General features: G+C 71.4%; 16 protein-coding genes. 14 read left to right on the plus strand and 2 right to left on the minus strand.

Annotated elements, in window-relative coordinates; translation table 11 throughout:
• Window positions 1–336: 336 nt before the first annotated feature.
• Window positions 337–1,026 (minus strand): nitroreductase, encoded by a 690-nt coding sequence (locus ACWCPW_RS40245; protein ID WP_449766566.1) that lies wholly within the window; start codon window positions 1,024–1,026, stop codon window positions 337–339.
• A gap of 100 nt (window positions 1,027–1,126) precedes the next feature.
• Between ACWCPW_RS40245 and ACWCPW_RS40250 the strand changes: the two genes are divergently transcribed.
• Together ACWCPW_RS40250 and ACWCPW_RS40255 are read left to right on the plus strand one after the other, a co-directional pair.
• Window positions 1,127–1,747 (plus strand): TetR/AcrR family transcriptional regulator, encoded by a 621-nt coding sequence (locus ACWCPW_RS40250; protein ID WP_449766567.1) that lies wholly within the window; start codon window positions 1,127–1,129, stop codon window positions 1,745–1,747.
• Window positions 1,748–3,078: 1,331 nt separating this feature from the next.
• Window positions 3,079–3,321, plus strand: coding sequence for a hypothetical protein (locus ACWCPW_RS40255; RefSeq protein ID WP_449766568.1), 243 nt, complete (start codon window positions 3,079–3,081; stop codon window positions 3,319–3,321).
• A 652-nt stretch (window positions 3,322–3,973) separates the two neighbouring features.
• Here the strand turns inward: ACWCPW_RS40255 and ACWCPW_RS40260 are convergent.
• A complete protein-coding gene (locus tag ACWCPW_RS40260; RefSeq protein ID WP_449766569.1) occupies window positions 3,974–4,990 on the minus strand; it encodes a sugar phosphate isomerase/epimerase family protein in 1,017 nt (338 codons plus the stop codon).
• Window positions 4,991–5,429: 439 nt separating this feature from the next.
• Here ACWCPW_RS40260 and ACWCPW_RS40265 point away from each other — a divergent pair, with 439 nt between their 5' ends.
• From ACWCPW_RS40265 to ACWCPW_RS40320, 12 genes are all read left to right on the plus strand, one after another.
• Window positions 5,430–6,743, plus strand: a complete 1,314-nt coding sequence (locus ACWCPW_RS40265; RefSeq protein ID WP_449766570.1) for an inositol-3-phosphate synthase — start codon at window positions 5,430–5,432, stop codon at window positions 6,741–6,743.
• Entirely contained in the window at window positions 6,740–7,828 is a 1,089-nt protein-coding gene (locus tag ACWCPW_RS40270; RefSeq protein ID WP_449766571.1) for an SCO3242 family prenyltransferase, read from the plus strand. The genes ACWCPW_RS40265 and ACWCPW_RS40270 overlap by 4 nt, the downstream gene beginning before the upstream one ends.
• A gap of 130 nt (window positions 7,829–7,958) precedes the next feature.
• Window positions 7,959–8,801 carry a sugar phosphate isomerase/epimerase family protein gene (locus ACWCPW_RS40275; protein ID WP_449766572.1) on the plus strand — a complete coding sequence of 281 codons (843 nt, stop codon included), beginning with the start codon at window positions 7,959–7,961 and terminating at the stop codon, window positions 8,799–8,801.
• Window positions 8,798–9,502 (plus strand): EboA domain-containing protein, encoded by a 705-nt coding sequence (locus ACWCPW_RS40280; protein ID WP_449766573.1) that lies wholly within the window; start codon window positions 8,798–8,800, stop codon window positions 9,500–9,502. The genes ACWCPW_RS40275 and ACWCPW_RS40280 overlap by 4 nt, the downstream gene beginning before the upstream one ends.
• A gap of 16 nt (window positions 9,503–9,518) precedes the next feature.
• Window positions 9,519–10,388 (plus strand): TatD family hydrolase, encoded by an 870-nt coding sequence (locus ACWCPW_RS40285; RefSeq protein WP_449766574.1) that lies wholly within the window; start codon window positions 9,519–9,521, stop codon window positions 10,386–10,388.
• Window positions 10,385–11,545, plus strand: a complete 1,161-nt coding sequence (gene eboE / locus ACWCPW_RS40290) for a metabolite traffic protein EboE (protein WP_449766575.1) — start codon at window positions 10,385–10,387, stop codon at window positions 11,543–11,545. The genes ACWCPW_RS40285 and eboE overlap by 4 nt, the downstream gene beginning before the upstream one ends.
• Window positions 11,545–12,918 carry an alkaline phosphatase family protein gene (locus ACWCPW_RS40295; protein ID WP_449766576.1) on the plus strand — a complete coding sequence of 458 codons (1,374 nt, stop codon included), beginning with the start codon at window positions 11,545–11,547 and terminating at the stop codon, window positions 12,916–12,918. The genes eboE and ACWCPW_RS40295 overlap by 1 nt, the downstream gene beginning before the upstream one ends.
• Window positions 12,919–13,117: 199 nt before the next feature.
• Window positions 13,118–14,341, plus strand: coding sequence for a Gfo/Idh/MocA family protein (locus tag ACWCPW_RS40300; protein WP_449766577.1), 1,224 nt, complete (start codon window positions 13,118–13,120; stop codon window positions 14,339–14,341).
• Complete coding sequence (locus ACWCPW_RS40305; RefSeq protein WP_449766578.1) at window positions 14,338–15,843, plus strand: sugar ABC transporter ATP-binding protein; 1,506 nt, start codon at window positions 14,338–14,340, stop codon at window positions 15,841–15,843. Before ACWCPW_RS40300 ends, ACWCPW_RS40305 begins: the two co-directional genes overlap by 4 nt.
• On the plus strand, window positions 15,840–16,850 hold the full coding sequence (locus ACWCPW_RS40310; RefSeq protein ID WP_449766579.1) for an ABC transporter permease: 1,011 nt from the start codon (window positions 15,840–15,842) through the stop codon (window positions 16,848–16,850). The genes ACWCPW_RS40305 and ACWCPW_RS40310 overlap by 4 nt, the downstream gene beginning before the upstream one ends.
• On the plus strand, window positions 16,850–17,929 hold the full coding sequence (locus ACWCPW_RS40315; protein ID WP_449766580.1) for an ABC transporter permease: 1,080 nt from the start codon (window positions 16,850–16,852) through the stop codon (window positions 17,927–17,929). Before ACWCPW_RS40310 ends, ACWCPW_RS40315 begins: the two co-directional genes overlap by 1 nt.
• Entirely contained in the window at window positions 17,926–19,146 is a 1,221-nt protein-coding gene (locus ACWCPW_RS40320) for a substrate-binding domain-containing protein (RefSeq protein WP_449766581.1), read from the plus strand. The genes ACWCPW_RS40315 and ACWCPW_RS40320 overlap by 4 nt, the downstream gene beginning before the upstream one ends.
• The last annotated feature ends 2 nt before the right edge of the window (window positions 19,147–19,148 follow it).

Genomic DNA, 19,148 nt, shown 5'->3' on the forward strand with positions numbered 1-19,148 from the left:
ATGCCTAGGAAGCCTGCACTCGCTGCGGACCGAACCCGACGGTGTGGCGCGCCATACGGCGGGCCGTATGGGCCAGTTGGCAGCCGACCGGCGGCGCACCGGGACCCCACCACCCACGGGAAAGCCCTTGACTCCGGATGACCCGGCCTGGAACGTGTGCCGGCTACACTGCGCATCGACGCTACATCGACTGGCGGCGGTTCCTGGTGAAAGCGCCGGGGTGTACGGAGACGCCGACGAGGCCATGGCGGTCCAACGTCCGCCTCGCCCCGTAGGACACGGTCCGAATCCCGTTACCGCGCAGACGAGGCTGGAGCCAACTCCTGGCAAGCACTGTCAGTCGTGGAATGTCGTGGTCTCCCCCAGCGCGGCACGTCCGGTGTCGATGTGGTTCACCGGTGCGGAGTCGTCGGCGTATCCGAACGAGATCCCGACGAGCAGTTTCCCCGCGGCGGCGCCGAGTTCGGTGCGTACGTCGTCGGCGTAGAAGCTCAGTAGCCCCTGCGGGCAGCTCGCCACGCCGTACGCGGTCATCGCCAGCAGAAGCGTCTGCATGTAGGCGCCGACGTCGCCGGCCAGCCGTGCGTTGTCCTGTTCGGCGACGAAAAGGAACGCGACGTGCGGTGCGCCGTAGAAGTTCAGGCTCTCGGCGTCATAGGCCGTGCGGGCCGCGTGGTCGTCTTGGTCGATGCCCAGGGTCCCGTAGAGCCGGCTGCCGAAGGCGGCCCGTCGCTCCTGCTGTACCGGCGAGTAGATGTCGTCGTCGTACGGAAAGTCGACCGATGTGCGTCGCGCGGCGTGAGCCATCCGAAGGGACGCCGCCAGGCGGTCGCGCGGTGCGCCGCTGACGACCTCCACCCGCCACGGCTGGGCGTTGGAGTTGGACGGTGCCGCGCCGGCCAGCGAGAAGATCGCGCGCATCGTCTCCTCGGGCACAGGCTCGGACCGAAAGGCGCGCGTGGCGCGTCGGCTGCGGATCAACTTCTCCGCGTAGCTGCTCAGTTCGGTGCGGTCGGTCCGGGTCATGGGACTCCTCCGGGAGAATCAAGGTAAACGTAAGCGTTTCCTTCGAGTCGACCGTAGTCCCACGCGCGGAGCAAAGTAAACGCGACCGTATGCTTTCCTCATGGATGTGACGAGTGACACGACGAGACGACCGGGTCGCGGGGCGAGGGAGCGCATCCTGGCCGCCGCCGCCCGGCTGTTCGCGGAACAGGGGATCTCCGCTACCGGCATGGAGCAGATCGCCGGGGAGGCGCCGGTGTCCAAGCGCACGCTCTACGCCCATTTCCGCTCCAGGGACGAGCTGGCGATTGCCCACCTGCAGGCGCTCGTCTCGTCGGGGAACACCATGGAGACCGTGTTGACCCGTGAGGACCTCAGTCCTCGCGAACGGATCCACCACCTGTTCGATCAGCCGATCACGGACACGTCCGCGGTGCGCGGGTGCCCGTTCATCGACGCGGCGGCGGAGTTCCCCGACCCGAGCCATCCGATTCACGCCTACGCCCGCGAACAGAAGCTCCGGATGGTGCAGTTGGTCACCGATCTGGTGGCGGAACTGGGCTGCCGCGAACCCGTCGCACTCGCCGAGCAGTTGGTGACCCTCGCGGACGGAGCGGCGAGCCGTGCCATGGTGCTGAACCAGGCGGACTACGGCCGGCACGCCCGCGCGGCCGCGGCAACCCTTCTGGAACATGCCCTCACCTTGCCGTTCGGCCTCTCTGAATCCGCCCCGCTCAGGTAGGACGCGACGTACTGGTCGACCGCCGGCGCTCGAGGCCGCGAAGGCATCGGGGGCCGAGGCAGGCGACATGTCGGTGGTGCAGTCCGGCGGCGTGGGTGCGCGCCTCTTCCCGCGCTTCGGTCGGGTCGACGTCGTGGACCACCGTGCGGGATGCGGGCCGCCGTCCGGAACGGCGACGACACCGGTGATCCATTCCCCGTTGGCGCAGCACGTACCCGGAAGGGGTTTCCACGTGGCGGGTGCCGAAGAAGGCGCGAATGCGGCTCTCAGGCGCGGGCCGGGTAGCCTGTGCGGTGTCGCCGCGGGGCCGCGGGGTCGACCCATGGCCAAGGGCCCGACCCGGGTGCCACCGGGTCAGGCCCTCGCGATGCAATCGGTGAGCCCGGCCGTCCGGACATCGGCCGGGCTCACGATGTGAGCGGCCGAAACGTCCGGGCCCGTGCGGCTACTGCATGAACGTCCCTACACAGGCGACGATCGCCACCAGTAACCCGCTCAATCCGAGCGCGACCTGCCATCTTTCGAATCGGGACCAACGCTCCCGGCGCGATTCCACGCCGTGATCCGTCACTCATTCACCTCCGTCCGGGCATGGCGACGCCGGGCAGCCCCCGGGGGTGGCTGCCCGGCGTCGAGTCGTCGCTCCGACGGGGGATGCGGAGCCACCACTATTCTGACAGAGGCCAGGCGGGCCGACGCCTCGAAATACATTCCGACGGCATCTCCCGCTGCCGTCGGTGTGATGTCGCGAACCGAGGAGCGATGTCCACGGTCCACGACGGCCCGGTCCGGGTCGTCGTACGCGGGGCACGCGCGTAAGTCGGTGGCTCCCTGTCGGCGCGTGGCCGCTCGATCGGTACCCTCGACGCACGGGACCCTGCTGTGCGCCTCGCCTTCCGAGCCGCCGGGACCGCGCCCGCGCCTGCCGCACGCACGCGCGTTGGGAAACCGGCGAACGGATGACTCCCGTTCCGTGCGCAGCAGCATCGCAGCACGCTCGACCTCGATGCTGCAGCACCCGCCCGCTTGTCAAGCCAACTCCCCCGCCGTGAAACGAAGTCGAGCACTCTGTGGCGTGTGGGAGCGTGGCCCCGTCCGCGCGCGGATGGCTCGCGTCCCTGTACGGGACCGGCTCGGGCCCTGGATTCGCGGGATGTTCCGCCAAGGGTCGCCAGTGGAGCCGAAGCCTGGCGCGCACGCTGCGAACGCGCGTTCGTCGTGTGAAGCTGGAGGTGGGCGACGGCGTGAAGTACTCGAGCGGTGGTACGGCGTCGATGGCTGTGACTGCCCCTCGAGGCGGTACCAGCGCTTCTCCGAACAAGGAGGCGGCCATGACGAAGCAGCGCAGCAGGAGCAAAACCATCCCGGAGGAGTTCGACGGACTGATCGTGGAATTTCGCGGTCTGCTCGACAAGTACCCCAGCGCGGCCCGGCACTTCTCGCTCGCGTATTACCCCGAAGGTGACATAGGGGATTCGGGGACGACAACGACGGCGGGGATCTCTCAGCCCGTTTTCGAATGCACGAAAGACGCGGACGGATTCGTCGTGTGCAGGCGCGTCCACAAGCAGTGACCGTACCTGATGTTCGCGACGGCGCCGATCCCGCGAGTTTCGCGTGAGCGGACCCCGGCGGTGGGGCGAGGTGGCGACCGGGCGTCCGTCGCCCCAACGCGAACTCCGGCCGCGCATCCCCCTGTACGGCCCGCCGGGGACGCCGGCGACACCGCCCCGCGCGGCCGGAGCAGCCGGCTGATCGTCACGCACGGCGGACGGGTCGAGGGCGATCGTGTCGAGGGCGGTGGCCGGCCTTCGGCCGATCGCGGTCGTGTCGGACCTGGTGCCCGACATGTCCCTGTCACGCACGTGGACGTGGACGTGGACGTGGACGTGCAAGGGTTCACGGTTGCGCAACCGCTTCACGGCCCGGGCGAGTGAGCGGACCCGGCCGGCGACGTCCGCGAGACCGCACCACGTTTCGGCTTCTTCATTGCCAACCTCCCACCCCGACTCGGACGACACGACCCGGTCGACATCGCCACGCGAAGCCGTGGGGAAACCACACGGCGAGACGATCTTCGCGTCTCCTGCCCGTCGAAGATGCCATGGGTGGTCGGGACTTCGAGCACCTCGTGGCATACCCGCGCCGCCCGTCGGGTGTTCCCTCGTTCCCGCACAGTGTGGTCATTACGGTGTGCGCCATTCCCGCATGGTGTGCGTCATTTCCTCACGGTGTGCGATTCGTTCGGAAGGCGGCGTCGAACGAGGCGTCGGGCGGTTGGATGGCGGCCAGGGAGCGTACGAACGCGAGCGCGTCGGGTGCTCCGATCAGACGGTCCATACCGGCGTCCTCCCACTCGATCGAGATCGGTCCGGAGTAGCCGACCGAGTTGAGTGCCCGGAAGCAGTCCTGCCAGGGCACGTCGCCGCGGCCGGTGGAGACGAAGTCCCAGCTCCGGCGCAGGTCTCCCCACGGCAGGTGGGAACCCAGACGACCGCGTCGGCCGTCGCCGCCGCGCAGCCGGGTGTCCTTGCAGTCCACGTGGTAGAGGCGGTCGCGGAAGTCGACGATGAAGGCGATCGGGTCCAGTCCCTGCCACAACAGGTGGGAGGGGTCCCAGTTCAGGCCGAGGGCGGGCCGGCGGTCGACCGCCTCGAGCATGCGCGCCGTCGTCCAGTAGTCGTAGGCGAGTTCTCCCGGGTGCACTTCGGCGGCGAACCGCACGCCGGTCTCGTCGAAGGTGTCCAGGATCGGGTTCCAGCGGTCGGCGAAGTCGGTGAAGCCCTCCGCGATCTGCTGCGGGGATACCGGGGGGAACATCGCCACGGTGTGCCAGATGGCCGAGCCGGTGAATCCCACCACGGTCTCGACGCCCAGTCGGGCGGCGGCTCGCGCGGTGTCCTGGATCTCTCGGGCGGCCCTGCGGCGCACCCCCTCGGGCGAACCGTCGCCCCACACGTGCGTGGGCAGGATGGCGCGGTGGCGCTCGTCGATGATCGCGTCGCATACCGCCTGTCCGACCAAGTGGTTGGATATGGCCCACGTCCGCAACCCGTACTTGTTCAGGATCGCCAGGCGGCCGTCCACGTAGTCCTCCTCGGCGAGGGCTCGTCGGACATCGAAGTGATCGCCCCAGCAGGCGATTTCGAGGCCGTCATAGCCCCAGTCGGCGGCGAGTCGGCACACCTGCTCGAAGGGCAGGTCCGCCCATTGACCGGTGAACAGCGTGATGGGGCGAGGCATGGTCGTCCTTCCCGGGGGCGCGTCGCGGAGTCCGCGTCGCGCGGGAGCGGGCGGGTGCGGGGTGGCCGCGCGACGGGGCCGGTGCATCCGACGCCCTCCCGCTCTTTCGGTGGATTCGAGGGCAGCAGCCTCCACTCGACCGCTTAGTTTGTCCATAGACAGGAATAAGTTTGTTTTCATTCGTGAAAACTCTTCTTGGCAGAAGCGGAATCCACTACATTCCTGGCGGAACACGGCTGTCGGAACCCGACGAAGGCGGGAAGGAACGTAACGCCGTGTTCACGCACTCCCACGACCCCACCGGCCCCCGATGCCGCGCGCGCACCTGCGGGACGCGTGGCGTTCGATCCCGATGGCGGCGTGCCGAAGCCGTCGAGCGAGTGACCGCGTCCACGACGTCGTCGACCCCGCCGGCGCCACGTACGAACGAGGAGATGTGATGACGGGACTGCCCGAACCGGGGAGCGAACGCAGACCGAAGGCGCGTCGACGGGTCGAGCCCACCGGGCCCGAGGCGCCCGCCCCGGATCACGCCCCGAATCACGCGCCGTCCACGTCGCCGATATCTGCGGCGCCCGAGCACGCGGGTCGAGTCGGGGTGTGGCTGGTGGGTGTTCGCGGGTCCGTCGCCGTGACCACGATCTGCGGGGCGCTCGCGGCCTCGGCCTGCCACGCGCCGCCGCTGGGGTGCGTCACCGCCACCACGCCCTTCGCGCGATGTGCCCTGGTCGACTTCCGTGATCTGGTGTTCGGCGGGCACGACGTGGACACGATCGGGCTCCGCGCCCGCGCACAGCGGCTCGTCGCGGACGGGGTGCTCCCGCACGGCTTGCCGGACCGGGTGGGGGCCGGCCTCGACGCGATCGACGCGCGCGTGCGTCCGGGCGTGGCCGCCGCCGACCCGCGGCCCCAGGCCGATCAGATCGCGGAACTGGTCCGCGATATACAGGAGTTCGCCCGGGCGCAGGACCTGACGCGGGTGGTCGTGGTACATCTCGCGTCCACCGAGCCGCTGCCGAGGCCGCACCCCGCCCACGCAAGCGCGGCCGCGTTGGGCGCTGCCCTGGAGACCGGCGTCGACGTGCTGCCGCCGAGTGCGCGCTACGCGTGGGCGGCCGCGCTGGCGGGCTGCGCGTTCGTCGACTTCACGCCGTCGGCGGGCGCGCGAATACCGGGCGTCGCCGAGCTGTTCGTCGCGCGCGGCCTGCCGTACGCGGGAAGCGACGGCAAAACCGGGGAGACCCTGCTCAAGAGCGTCCTGGCGCCCATGTTCGCCCAGCGCGCCCTGCGCGTCACGTCATGGTCGGGCACGAACCTCCTCGGCGGAGGCGACGGCGAAACCCTCTCCTCGCCCGAACGGGCCGCGGCGAAGGTCGAGTCCAAGGACCGGGCGCTGCGTTCGCTCCTGGGCCGGCCGGTGGGCGGCGGGGTGCACATCCACAACGTGCCGGAGCTGGGAGAGTGGAAGACCGCCTGGGACCACGTGAGCTTCGAGGGCTTTCTCGGTACCCGGATGAACCTCCAGTTCACCTGGACCGGTTGTGACTCCGCGCTGGCGGCGCCGCTGGTGCTGGACCTCGTCCGCCTGGCGGCGCGCGCCCACGCGGTGGGTTGCGCGGGACCACTGCGCGAACTCGCCTTCTACTTCAAGGACCCGGTCGGAAGCGACGAACACGCGCTGTCCGCGCAGTACGAGACCTTGCTCTCCTGGGCCCGGGAACGGCTGGCGACGGGCCGAAAGGCGACGCGATGAGCGCGGCCGAGCGCCCACGCGCGCGTATCGGCGGCCCGGGCGACGGCATCCCGACCGAATCCGCCGCGGACGACACCACGCCCGGGGCGGGCATACCGCCGAACGCACGCTTGGTGCCCGCCCCGGAACCGGCGGCAGGATCGCTCGCCGACCGCGCCGACGGCGGCGACCGCGGCGACCGACCGGGGATCACCGCCCGGTTGCGAGCCTACGCGGAACTCGTCCGGGTGTCGGCCGCGCTGAGCGTGCCCGGCGACGTGCTGGTCGGCGCGGCCGCGTCCGGCCGCCTGCCGCACGGCCGAACGGCGGCCCTGCCGCTCGCTTCGGTATGCCTGTACTGGGCGGGAATGGCGCTCAACGACTACGCGGACCGCACCTCGGATGCCGACGAACGACCGCATCGCCCCATCCCCTCGGGCCGGGTCGCGCCCGGGGGCGCGTTGGGGGCGGCCGTCGGTCTCACGGCCACGGGCCTCGCCCTGGGATCGTGGGCCGGCGGACGGCGTCGGCTGCCGGCGCTGCTGGGCCTGGCGGGCGCGGTGTGGACGTACGACCTGATCTGGAAGGGCACGCCGTTCGCCCCGGCGGGCATGGCGCTCGCGCGCGGGCTGGACGTGCTGGTCGGCGCGGACCCGGCGCGCTGCGCGCTCGCCGCCCCGAGCGCCGCGGTCGTGGCCCTGCACACGTACGGCCTGACCGCGTTGAGCCGCCACGAGGAACACGGCACGACACCGGAGCCCCCCGCCCGTGCCCTGGCCACCGCCGCGGCGACCGCGATCGCCGCCGCCGGGATCGGGCACGGCCGTCGCACCGGCGACGTGAAACCGGCGGACCGGGGCGGGGCGACACCCGCGTCGGCCGCCGCGCTGATCGCGTACGCGGCCACCTACGGCCGTCCACTGCTGCGGGCGAGCGCCACCCCCCACGCCCCGGCGATCCGGGCGGCCGTCGGCGGCGGCGTCCTGGCCCTGATCCCGCTGCAGGCCGCCCTGTTGTCCCGACTCGGTCGACCCGGCGCCGCACTCGCGCTGTCCGCGTCCTGGCCCCTCGCCCGCGCCCTCACCCGACACGTATCACCCACCTGAGCGAGGCGAACCCGCCCGTCGCCGGCCCGAACCCGGACCCGAACCCGGACCCGAACCCGAACCGGGACCCGAACCCGAGCCCGAACCGGGCCCCGGACCACACCCGATCCCAGCGGAGGAGGAAGTCCCCGTGAGATTCGCCTACGGCACCAACGGTTTCGCCGACCATCGCATCGGCGACGTGCTCGAGATACTCGCCGACCTCGGCTACGACGGGGTCGCGTTGACACTCGACCACCACCACCTGGACCCCTTCACCCCCGGATTGGCCTCCCGCGTCGCGGGAGTGGCCGCGAGGCTGGACCGGCTCGGCCTGTCGGTCGTGGTCGAGACCGGCGCACGCTACCTCCTCGACCCCTGGCGCAAGCACCGGCCCACCCTGCTCGACGACACCGCCGGGGCGGACCGACGCGTGGACCTGTTGGCGCGCGCGGTGCGCGTCGCGGCCGAACTCGGCGCCCCCGTCGTGTCGTTGTGGAGCGGCCGAGCCCCCCGCGACGTCGACCCGCGGGCCTGTTGGGAGCGCCTGACCGCGGGCTGCGCGCGGGTCCTGACCCAAGCGCAGGCACACGGCGTGAGCCTGGGCTTCGAGCCCGAACCCGGAATGTTCGTCGACACCCTCGACCGCTACGAGGAACTGTGGCGGCGCCTGGGCCGCCCCGAACACCTCGGCCTGACCCTGGACATCGGACACTGCCGCTGCCTGGAGCCGCTACCGGTGCCCGACTGCGTGGCACAGGCCGGCCCACACCTGGTCAATGTACAGATCGAGGACATGCGCCGCGGCGTGCACGAACACCTGGAGTTCGGGCAGGGCGACATCGACTTCCCGCCCGTCCTGCACGCCCTGGCGAACACCGGCTACGACGGGCTGGTCGGCGTCGAACTGCCGCGCCACAGCCACGCCGCCACCGAGACCGCCCGCCGCTCGATCGCCTTCCTGCGCGCGGTCGAAAAGGAGATCGCCGGATGAGGCACCCGGAGCACCGCGAAGCGCACACCGGTACACCGACCGCGACGCGGCCGGCGGCCGACCCTCGACCGCCCGAACCGCACCTCGACGCGCTGCGCGCGGCGTTCGAGGCCGGCGTCCGCCCCGAACGACGGGACTGGCCCGCCCGAACGGCGGCGAACCCCGCCCGCCTGGCCGCCGGTTTCGCCTCGGCGGGCCGAGCCTGCGGACGCGCGGACCTCGCCGGGGTCGCGGGCTGGACCTGCGACGACGCCGCGCGCGTCCTGCTGCTGCACGCCGTCGCCCGCGGCCGGGACGGCAGCCCCGCGCCCGTCGACCCGACCGCCCTGGTCCGCGCTCTGTACGACCGCGGCGACCCGTGCGAACGCCGCGCGGTGCTGCGGGCCCTGCCCTACCTGCCCGACGTCGACCCGGCAACGGCGCGCGACCTGGTCGAGGACGCCCTGCGGACCAACGACCACCGTCTGATCGCCGCCGCGATGGGTCCCTGCGCCCGGGTCCTGGACGCCGCCGCGTGGCGGCACGGAGTCCTCAAGTGCCTCTTCGTCGGCCTCCCCCCGACCCCCACCGTCGCCGACCTGGCCCAACGCGCCGACGCCGAACTCGCCCGCATCCTCCGCGACCTCGGCCGAGAGCGAACCGCCGCCGGACGGCCCTCACCCGCCGGCCTCGAATCGATCGCCACCGCCTTCGCACCGTAGCCGAGGAGCCTCACCGATGCGCGTCTTCGACCCCCACATCCACATGACCTCGCGCACCACGGACGACTACCGCGCCCTGCGCGACGCCGGCATCCGGGCCCTGGTCGAACCGGCCTTCTGGCTCGGCCAACCCCGCACGTCCGTCGCGTCCTTCGTCGACTACTTCCAGAGCCTCCTGGGCTGGGAGCCGTTCCGCGCCGCCCAGTACACGATCGAGCACTTCTGCGCCATCGCCCTCAACCCGAAGGAGGCGAACGACCCCCGCTGCGCACCCGTCCTGGACCTCCTCCCCGAGTTCCTCGCCAAGGACCGCGTCGTCGCCGTGGGCGAGATCGGCTTCGACTCGATGACCGACGCCGAGGAGCACGCCTTCACCCACCAGCTCGCCCTCGCGGTCGAGTTCGAACTGCCCGCCCTGATCCACACCCCCCACCGGGACAAGCCGGCCGGCGTCCGGCACACCCTCGACCTGATCCGCGACAGCGCCATCGAGCCCGGCCGCGTCCTGATCGACCACCTCAACGAGATGACCGTCGAACTCGTCGCGGACACCGGCTGCTGGATGGGCTTCTCCGTGTACCCCGACACCAAGATGACCCCGCAACGGGTCGTGGAGGTCCTGCGCGCCATCGGCCCCGACCGCGTGGTGGTCGACTCCGCCGCCGACTGGGGGCACAGCGATCCCCTGTCCACCGTGCACACCGGCCGCGCCATGCTCGCGGCCGGCTGGAGCGCGGACCAGGTCGACCAGGTCCTGTGGCGCAACCCCGTCGCCTTCTACGCCCAGAGCAACCGCCTCGACCTCCCCGCCCCGGACGCCCTCGTCCGCGCTCGACCCGGCGACACCCACGAGGGCAACTCCATCCTGCGCGGAGCGCGCGCATGAGGTTCCGACACCACGACGGCACCCTCGTCCACGCCGCCTACTGCACCAACGTCCACGCCGCCGAGGACCTCGACGGCGTCCTCGAACAACTCGGCCGCTTCTGCGAACCCGTACGGACCGAACTCGACCTCGACACGCTCGGAGTCGGCCTGTGGCTCGCCCGCCCCGTCGCCACCGCGCTGACCCGGGACCACGCCGCGATCGAACGCCTGCGCCGCGAACTCGCCCTGCGCGGGCTCGAAGTGGTCACCCTCAACGCCTTCCCCTACACCGGTTTCCAGCACGACGTCGTCAAACACACCGTGTACAGCCCCGACTGGGCCGACCCCGCCCGGCTGGCGTACACGCTCGACTGCGCCCGCATCCTCGCCCACCTGCTCCCCGACGACGCCGCCCGAGGCAGCGTGTCCACGCTGCCGCTCGCCTGGCGCACGCCGTGGCCGGCCGAACGCTCCGCCGCCGCCCGACGCGCCCTCGACCAGCTCGCCGCCGGCCTCGAACACATCGAATCGCGCCACGGCCGGCGCATCCGCGTCGGCCTGGAACCCGAGCCCGGCTGCGTCCTGGAGACCACCGACCAGGCCGTCGCCGCACTGCGCGGCACCGACCCCGATCGGATCGGCGTCTGCCTCGACACGTGCCACCTCGCCGTCGGCTTCGAGGATCCGCACACGGCCCTGGCCACGCTCGAGAACGCCGGCATACCCGTGGTCAAATCCCAGGCCTCGTGCGCCCTCCACGCCCAGGCACCAGCCCCCGACATCCTCCGCCCCTACGCCGAACCACGCTTCCTCCACCAGACCCGCGAAGCCGGCACCCCACCGCTCGCGGTCGACGACCTGCCCCGGGCCCTCGCCGGCGGCCTTCCCGGCAACGCGCCCTGGCGCGTCCACTACCACCTCCCCCTCCACGGCCGACCGCGCGCGCCGCTGACGGCCACCCACGACGTGCTCGACCGCGCCCTGGAAGGTCTGTTCGCCGGCTCCCGCGCGCGCACCGACCACATCGAGGTCGAGACCTACACCTGGCCGGTCCTGGACGACACCGGGCCGCCGGCCCCCCGGGCCCTGGTCGCCGGCATCGCCGCCGAACTCGCCGCACTGCGCGCGGCCCTGCTCGACCTGGGCCTGAAACCCGCCGACCGGAAGGGAACCTGATGCCCCGTCTGCTGGTCCTGGACGTCGTCGGACTCACCCCCCGCCTGCTCGCCCACATGCCCGCGCTGCGCCGCATCGCCGACAGCGGCTTCCAGGCCCGCCTGGACCCGGTGCTGCCCGCGGTGACCTGCTCCGTGCAATCCACCTTCCTCACCGGCGACCTCCCGCGCGAGCACGGCATCGTCGGCAACGGCTGGTACTTCCGCGAACTCGGCGAGGTACTCCTGTGGCGGCAGCACAACCGCCTCGTGGCGGGCGAGAAGATCTGGGAGGCGGCCCGACGCGTACGCCCCGACTACACCGTCGCCAACATGGGCTGGTGGTACGCCATGGGCGCCGACGTCGACTGGACGCTCACCCCCCGGCCGATCTACTACTCCGACGGCCGCAAGGAACCCGACTGCTACACCGATCCGCCCGAGCTGCACGACGAACTCACCGCCCTCCTGGGCACCTTCCCCCTCTTCCACTACTGGGGACCGACCGCCTCCATCCGCTCCTCGCAATGGATCGTCGACGCGACCGCATACGTGCTGCGCAGGCACCGGCCCGATCTGACCCTCGCCTACCTGCCGCACCTGGACTACGACCTCCAACGGCACGGCCCCGATGCCCCCGAGGCGATCCGGGCCGCGCGCGAGATCGACACCGCGCTGGCCCCACTCCTGCGCCGGGCCGCCGAGAGCGGCTGCACCGTCGTCGTGCTCAGCGAATACGGCATCACCCGCGCACGCCGGCCCGTCGACGTCAACCGCGTGCTGCGCCGCGCGAGTCTGCTGCGCGTGCACACCCAGGACGGCATGGAGTACCTGGACCCGTGGACCTCGCGGGCCTTCGCGGTGGCCGACCACCAGATCGCCCACGTGTACGTCCGCGACCCGGCCGACCGTCCCCGCGTCGCCGCCCTGCTCGCGGAACAACCGGGCGTGGCCGAGGTCTTGGACACCGACGGCAGACGCGAGTACGGGCTCGACCACGACCGGGCCGGCGACCTGGTGGTGGTCGCCGAGCCCGAGGCATGGTTCACGTACTACTACTGGCTCGACGACGAGCGTGCCCCCGACTTCGCCCGCCAGGTCGAGATCCACCGCAAACCCGGCTACGACCCGGCCGAACTGTTCTGGGACCCCGCCGACCCCCACGTCAAACTCAAGGCGGGCGTGGCGCTGGCCCGCAAGCGACTCGGGCTGCGCTACCGCATGGCCGTCGTCCCGCTCGACCCCGCCCCGGTACGGGGAACCCACGGACGACTCCCCACCGACGCGGCGGACGCCCCGCTCCTGCTGTGCAGCGACCCCACCGCCGAACGCGACACGGTGCACGCGACCCAGGTCAAGGCCCTGCTGCTCGAACTGGGCCTGGCGAACCCGTAGGCGACGGGTCGCCGGCACACGGGTCGGCAACTCCGGCGTGGTGGTGCGACTTCGTGAGCTCTCGCCCCCGGCGGCATCACCACGACCACATAGTTTGTCCATCATCTGGAAGAAGTTGGATTTCTTCTGGGAAAACTCTTCTTCACACAGGAAGAACGCACTACATTCCTGGCCAAGCACCGGCCGTCCGGGCCGGACCATGCGAAGGGACGCATCCGTGACCACGCAGTTCGACGGTCCGAGCGCAAGCGCAGGCATCGGGGTCGGCATGGTCGGCTACTCGTTCATGGGTCGTACGCACTCCCAGGCGTGGCGCACCGTGAACGCCTTCTTCGACCTGGCGCGGGCACCGACGATGGTCGCCCTCGCCGGACGCGACCGCGCCGCGGCGACGACCGCCGCGCGACGCCTGGGCTGGAACGCCGCCCTCACCGATTGGCGCGCGCTGATCGAGCGCGACGACATCGAGATCGTCGACATCTGCACCCCCGGCGCCTCGCACGCCGAGATCGCCGTCGCCGCCCTCGCCGCCGGCAAGCACGTCCTGTGCGAGAAGCCGCTGGCCAACACGGTCGCCGAGGCCGAGGCCATGGTGGCCGCCGCCGACGAGGCCGCCACCCGCGGCGTGCGCGCCATGGTCGGGTTCAACTACCGCCGCGTACCCGCCGTCACCCTCGCCCGCGATCTCGTCGCGGAGGGACGCCTGGGCGAGATACGCCACGTGCGTGCCCAGTACCTCCAGGACTGGATCGTCGATCCCCAACACCCACTGGTGTGGCGGCTCGCCAAGGACGAGGCGGGCTCCGGCGCGCTCGGCGACATCGGCGCGCACATCATCGACACCGCCCAGTTCGTCACCGGCCAACTCCTCACCGGGGTCAGCGCACTCACCGAGACGTTCGTCCGCCGACGCCCGGTGGCCGAACTCACCGCCGTCCACGGCGACGTCGACGTGGACGACGCCGCGCTGTTCATCGGCCGGCTCTCCGGCGGTGCCCTGGCCTCGTTCGAGGCCACCCGCTTCGCCACCGGGCGCAAGAACAGCCTGCGCATCGAGGTCAACGGCTCGGCCGGCAGCATCGCCTTCGACTTCGAGGCGATGAACGAACTGTGGTTCGCCGACCGCACCGACGACGCCCGCACCGCCGGCTTCCGCCGCATCCTGGTCACCGAGCCCGAACACCCCTACGCCGGCGCCTGGTGGCCGGCCGGCCACCTGCTCGGCTACGAGCACACGTTCACGCACCAGGCGGCGGACCTGCTCACCGCGATCACCGAAAGGCGCGACCCGACCCCCACCTTCGCCGACGGACTCCAGGTCCAGCGGGTCCTGGCGGCCGTCGAGGCCAGTGCCCAGGGCGGCAACGGATGGGTACCGATCCCGACCGGTCGGCTCGCGGCATCCGTGGGAGGTCTTCGATGACGCTGCTGTCGGTGACCGGAATCCGCAAGGAATTCACCGGTGTTCGCGTCCTGCACGACGTCGACCTCGACGTGGGGGCCGGCGAGGTCCACGCGGTCGTGGGGGAGAACGGCGCGGGCAAGTCGACCCTGATGAAGATCCTCGCCGGCGTGCACACCCCCGACGCCGGCACCATCGCCGTCGACGGCACACAGGTCGCCTTCTCCCATCCCGCCCGCGCCCAGGCCGCCGGCATCGCGATCATCCACCAGGAGTTCACCCTCCTGCCGGAACGCACGGTCGCCGAGAACGTCTTCCTCGGTCGCGAACCCACTCGGCGCGGCCTGGTCGACCGTGGCGCCATGGAGCAGGCCACCACCCGACTCCTGGCCGAACTGTCCGAGACCTCGTTCGGCCCGCGAACGCCCGTCCGCCGCCTGTCGGTTGCTCAGCAGCAGGTCGTCGAGATCGTCAAGGCGTTGTCCACCGACGCCCGCGTGCTGATCATGGACGAGCCCACCGCCGCACTCGCCGACCACGAGGTCGAGCGGCTCTACGCGCTCGTGCGCCGGCTCACCGGACGCGGCCTGGGCATCCTGTACATCTCGCACCGCCTGCGCGAGGTCTTCGACCTGTCGACCCGCGTCACCGTGATCAAGGACGGCCGGCGCGTGGCCACCCTGGCGACCGCGACGACCGACGAGGACACCGTCGTACGCCTGATGGTCGGCCGCGAACTCGGCGCCTACTATCCCCCACGCGCCGGCGCCGCGGACGTCGGCAAGGTGCGCCTCGCCGTCACCGGAGCCGGAAACGCCAAGCTGGCCGCCATCGACCTCGAACTGCGCGCCGGTCAGGTCGTGGGCATCGCGGGACTCCAGGGATCCGGGCGAACGTCGCTGGCCCGAGCCCTGTTCGGCGCGACGCCGTTCACCACCGGCACCATGCGTGTCGACGGCAAAGAGCTGCGTCCGCGCGATCCGCGCGAGGCCATCCGCGCCGGCATCGCGCTCGTCAGCGAGGATCGCAAGGGCGAGGGACTCGCCCTGCGCCAATCCGTACGCGACAACACCCTGCTCGTCGAACGGGCGGTGTTCTCCCGCCCGTTGCGTGCCCGCCCCGCCCCGGCCGTCGCCGAACTGCTGGCCCGCGTGGCCCTGCGCGCCCGCGGCGAGGACCAGCAGGTGCGCTACCTGTCCGGCGGCAACCAACAAAAGGTCGTCATCGCCAAGTGGCTCGGGGTGCGCCCGGGAGTGCTCGTCTTCGACGAGCCCACGCGTGGCGTCGACGTCGGCGCCAAGGCCGCCATCCACGAACTCGTCCGCGAACTGGCACGCGAGGGCATGGCGGTGCTCATGGTCTCGTCCGAACTCCCCGAGGTGATCGGGATGAGCGACCGCGTGCTCGTCATGTCCGAAGGCAGGATCGCCGGCGAACTGCCCGCCGGCCCGACCGAAGAAGAGATCATGCGCCTCGCCACCGCCGGTCGCGTGGCCGCCGGGGCCGCCGGGGCCGCCACGTGAACGCCCAGGCCCTCGCACCCCGAACCCGCACCGCGAAATCCGCCCTCCCCGGCCGGTTCGCAGACCCCACCAGTGTCGTCTACCTGGCCCTGCTGGGCGTCATCCTCCTCGGCTGGATCACCGTCACCGCCCGCGGCGGCTCCTTCCTCACACTCGACAACACCGTCGGCATCCTGCAGAACTCCGTCGTCCTGGGCCTGATCGCCGTCGGCCAGAGCGTCGTCGTCCTCACCGGCTCCCTGGACCTGTCCGTCGCCTACCTGGTCAGCATCGCCACCCTCGTCGCCGCCGAGACCATGGACGGCTCCGACGGCAACATCGTCCCCGCGATCGCCGCCGTGCTCGCCTTCTCCGTCGCGGTCGGCCTCGCCAACGGCCTCATCGTCACCAAACTGGGGGTCAACGCGTTCATCGCCACCCTCGGCGTCGGCTTCATCCTGCGCGGCTGGATCGAGGACACCTACTCCGGACCCGCCGGAAAGGTCCCCGAGTCCTTCCAACGCCTGGGCTTCGACCGCATGGGCCCGATCCCCGTCTCCGCGTTCCTGCTCCTGGCGGTCGCCGTCGCCGTCTGGTTCGTGCTGCGCCGCACCCGGCTGGGCTATCACATGTACGCCGTCGGCGGCGACGAACAGACCGCCCGCCTGTCGGGCGTGCGCACCCACCGCGTGATCATCGCCGCGCACGTGTTGTGTGCGGTATGCGCCGGGCTGGCCGGGCTGTTCCTCGCCGCCCGGCTGGGCGCCGGCTCACCGTGGGCCGGCACCGAGGCGCGCTACGACCTCACCTCCATCGCCGCGGTCGTGCTCGGCGGCACCGCGCTCGCCGGCGGGCGCGGCGGGGTCACCGGCACCATCGGCGGCGTGCTGATGCTCGCCGTCCTGGACAGCGTCTTCAACCAGATCGGCGTCGACCCCTTCTTCCAGAACGTGGTGCGCGGCGTCGTCATCATCGTCGCGGTCGCGCTCTACGCCCGCCGAGGCAGCACCAAGGGGGTCGCGTCGTGATGGTCCACACCCTGGACAAGCGGCGCCGGGCACCGCACACGTCCGCCGATCCGCACCTCGTGGCCCGCGCCACACCCGCACGACGGTTCGCCGCCTCGCTGCGCGCCGGCGCGCCGGTGTACCTGCTCCTCGCGGTGTTGCTGCTCGCACTGGGCATCGAGGACCCGACCTTCTTCCAGCCCGATCCCTTCCTCGCCTTCCTCAAGCGCTCGGCGCCACTGGTGGTCCTCGCCGCCGGCCAGTACCTCGTGATCGTCTCCGGCGGCTACGACCTGTCCGTGGGCGCGCTCGTCACGGTCGGCGTCGTGGTCACCGCGGAGACCTACCACGCCTTCCCCGGCGCGCACTGGACGATCGTCGTGGCCGTCCTGCTCATCGGCGGCGCGTTCGTCGGCCTGATCAACGGGCTCGTGACCACGGTGCTGCGGGTGCCCTCGTTCATCGCGACACTCGGCATGACCCTGATCCTCGAAGGCGCCGTCTTCTACTGGACCCAGGGCTCCCCGAGCGGCATCCTGCCCGACGACTTCCGCCGGATCGGCCGCAGCATCGCCTTCGGATCCGTGCCCTGGGCCGTGCTGGTGTGCGTCGCGGTGGGTGTCGTCGCGGTCGTGCTCATGCGATCCAACTTCGGCCGCACCCTGGTCGCCACCGGCGACAACGCCGAGGCCGCGGGACTGGCCGGAGTGCGCGTGATGCGGGTACGCGTCCTCGCGTTCGTCCTGTCCGGCACGGCCGCCGCGGTCGCGGCGATCCTCGTCGGCGGCTTCTCCGGGGTCTCCGCCCAGGCCGGGCGGGGCTACGAGTTCGAGGCCATCACCGCCGTGGTCCTCGGCGGCGTCGCACTCGGCGGCGGCAGCGGCTCGGTGGTCGCGGCGATGGCCGGCGCGCTGTCCCTGCAGACCCTGTTCACCCTGCTCAACCTGCGCGGGGTCTCCAACGCCCTGGAGACCACCGTCCAGGGCGTCATCGTCATCAGCGCCGTCGCGCTGGGGGCCGTCGACTGGTCCCGGCTCCGTGCCCGCGTGTCCGCCCACCTGTCCTTCCTGTCCCGACCCTCCCGAGGAGAATCACGATGAGACACAGACTGTCCGTCGGCCTGACCGTCGCGGCCGCCCTGCTGGCCACGGCGTCCTGTTCCAGCGACAAGGCCGACTCCTCGTCGGCGACCAAGGCCCCCGGCGTCCCCGGCGCGTCCGCCCCCGGAGCGAGTCCCGACAAGGGCGATTCCGGCGACTCGAAGTTCTTCGTACAGGCGGACTACGACCGCCAGTTGGCGCTCCTGAAGGCGACCCCGCAGGGCCCAGCGGACAAGCCCTGGGAGCAGGTGCTCGACCCGCGGCAGATGGTCGACACCACGCAGTACAAGAAGGACGGCCCGTACGAGATCTGCTTCTCCAACGCGAGCGTCGCCAACAACTGGCGCCAGACCGGCCTCAAGAACATCCAGGCCGAGGCCGCCACCCACCCCGAGATCGCCAAGTTCACCGTCCTGGACGCCCAGGGCAAGGACGACAAGCAGATCTCCGACATCCAGGAACTCGCGGGCAAGGGCTGCTCCGCGCTGATCGTCTCGCCCAACACCACCGCCACGCTCACCCCGGCCGTCAAGGCCGCGTGCGGAAAGATCCCGGTCGTCGTCTTCGACCGAGGCGTCAGCACCGACTGCCCGGTCACCTTCGTCAACCCCGTCGGCGGCTACGCCTTCGGCGACACCGGCGCCAAGTTCCTGAAGGAGAAGGTCAAGCCCGGCGGGAAGATCCTCGCGCTGCGGATCCTGCCCGGCGTCGACGTCCTGGAGAACCGCTGGGCCGCGGGCAAGCGTGTGCTGGAGCAGGGCGGACTCGACGTCGTCGACGTCAAGTTCACCGACGGCGACCCGGCCAAGACCAAGGCCGTCGTCAGCGACGCCATCCAGCGCCACGGCACCATCGACGGCGTCTGGATGGACGCCGGCGACACCGCCGTCGCGGCCGTCGAGGCGTTCGAGGACGCGGGCAAGAAGGTCCCGCCGATCACCGGCGAGGACCAGCAGCAGTTCCTGGAGGTCTGGAAGAAGAAGAACCTCACCGCGATCGCCCCGACGTACCCCTCGTACCAGTGGCGCACTCCGATCATCGCGGCGCTGAGGATCCTCAAGGGCGAACCGGTACCCAAGGAATGGAAGCTGCCGCAGCCCACCATCACGGCCGACAACCGCGATCAGTACCTCAAGCCCGGCATGCCGCCGCTGCACTACGCGATGTGCGGCTGCGAGACGTTGCCCGGCTATCCCGCCAAGTGGGGCGGCAAGTAGTC

Source organism: Embleya sp. NPDC001921, assembly GCF_053594475.1.

Coding starts and splice junctions, on each gene's coding strand:
- ACWCPW_RS40245 (WP_449766566.1), bottom strand. CDS start 1,026: ATGACCCGGACCGACCGCACCGAACTGAGCAGCTACGCGGAGAAGTTG.
- ACWCPW_RS40250 (WP_449766567.1), top strand. CDS start 1,127: ATGGATGTGACGAGTGACACGACGAGACGACCGGGTCGCGGGGCGAGG.
- ACWCPW_RS40255 (WP_449766568.1), top strand. CDS start 3,079: ATGACGAAGCAGCGCAGCAGGAGCAAAACCATCCCGGAGGAGTTCGAC.
- ACWCPW_RS40260 (WP_449766569.1), bottom strand. CDS start 4,990: ATGCCTCGCCCCATCACGCTGTTCACCGGTCAATGGGCGGACCTGCCC.
- ACWCPW_RS40265 (WP_449766570.1), top strand. CDS start 5,430: ATGACGGGACTGCCCGAACCGGGGAGCGAACGCAGACCGAAGGCGCGT.
- ACWCPW_RS40270 (WP_449766571.1), top strand. CDS start 6,740: ATGAGCGCGGCCGAGCGCCCACGCGCGCGTATCGGCGGCCCGGGCGAC.
- ACWCPW_RS40280 (WP_449766573.1), top strand. CDS start 8,798: ATGAGGCACCCGGAGCACCGCGAAGCGCACACCGGTACACCGACCGCG.
- ACWCPW_RS40285 (WP_449766574.1), top strand. CDS start 9,519: ATGCGCGTCTTCGACCCCCACATCCACATGACCTCGCGCACCACGGAC.
- eboE (WP_449766575.1), top strand. CDS start 10,385: ATGAGGTTCCGACACCACGACGGCACCCTCGTCCACGCCGCCTACTGC.
- ACWCPW_RS40295 (WP_449766576.1), top strand. CDS start 11,545: ATGCCCCGTCTGCTGGTCCTGGACGTCGTCGGACTCACCCCCCGCCTG.
- ACWCPW_RS40300 (WP_449766577.1), top strand. CDS start 13,118: ATGCGAAGGGACGCATCCGTGACCACGCAGTTCGACGGTCCGAGCGCA.
- ACWCPW_RS40305 (WP_449766578.1), top strand. CDS start 14,338: ATGACGCTGCTGTCGGTGACCGGAATCCGCAAGGAATTCACCGGTGTT.
- ACWCPW_RS40315 (WP_449766580.1), top strand. CDS start 16,850: ATGGTCCACACCCTGGACAAGCGGCGCCGGGCACCGCACACGTCCGCC.
- ACWCPW_RS40320 (WP_449766581.1), top strand. CDS start 17,926: ATGAGACACAGACTGTCCGTCGGCCTGACCGTCGCGGCCGCCCTGCTG.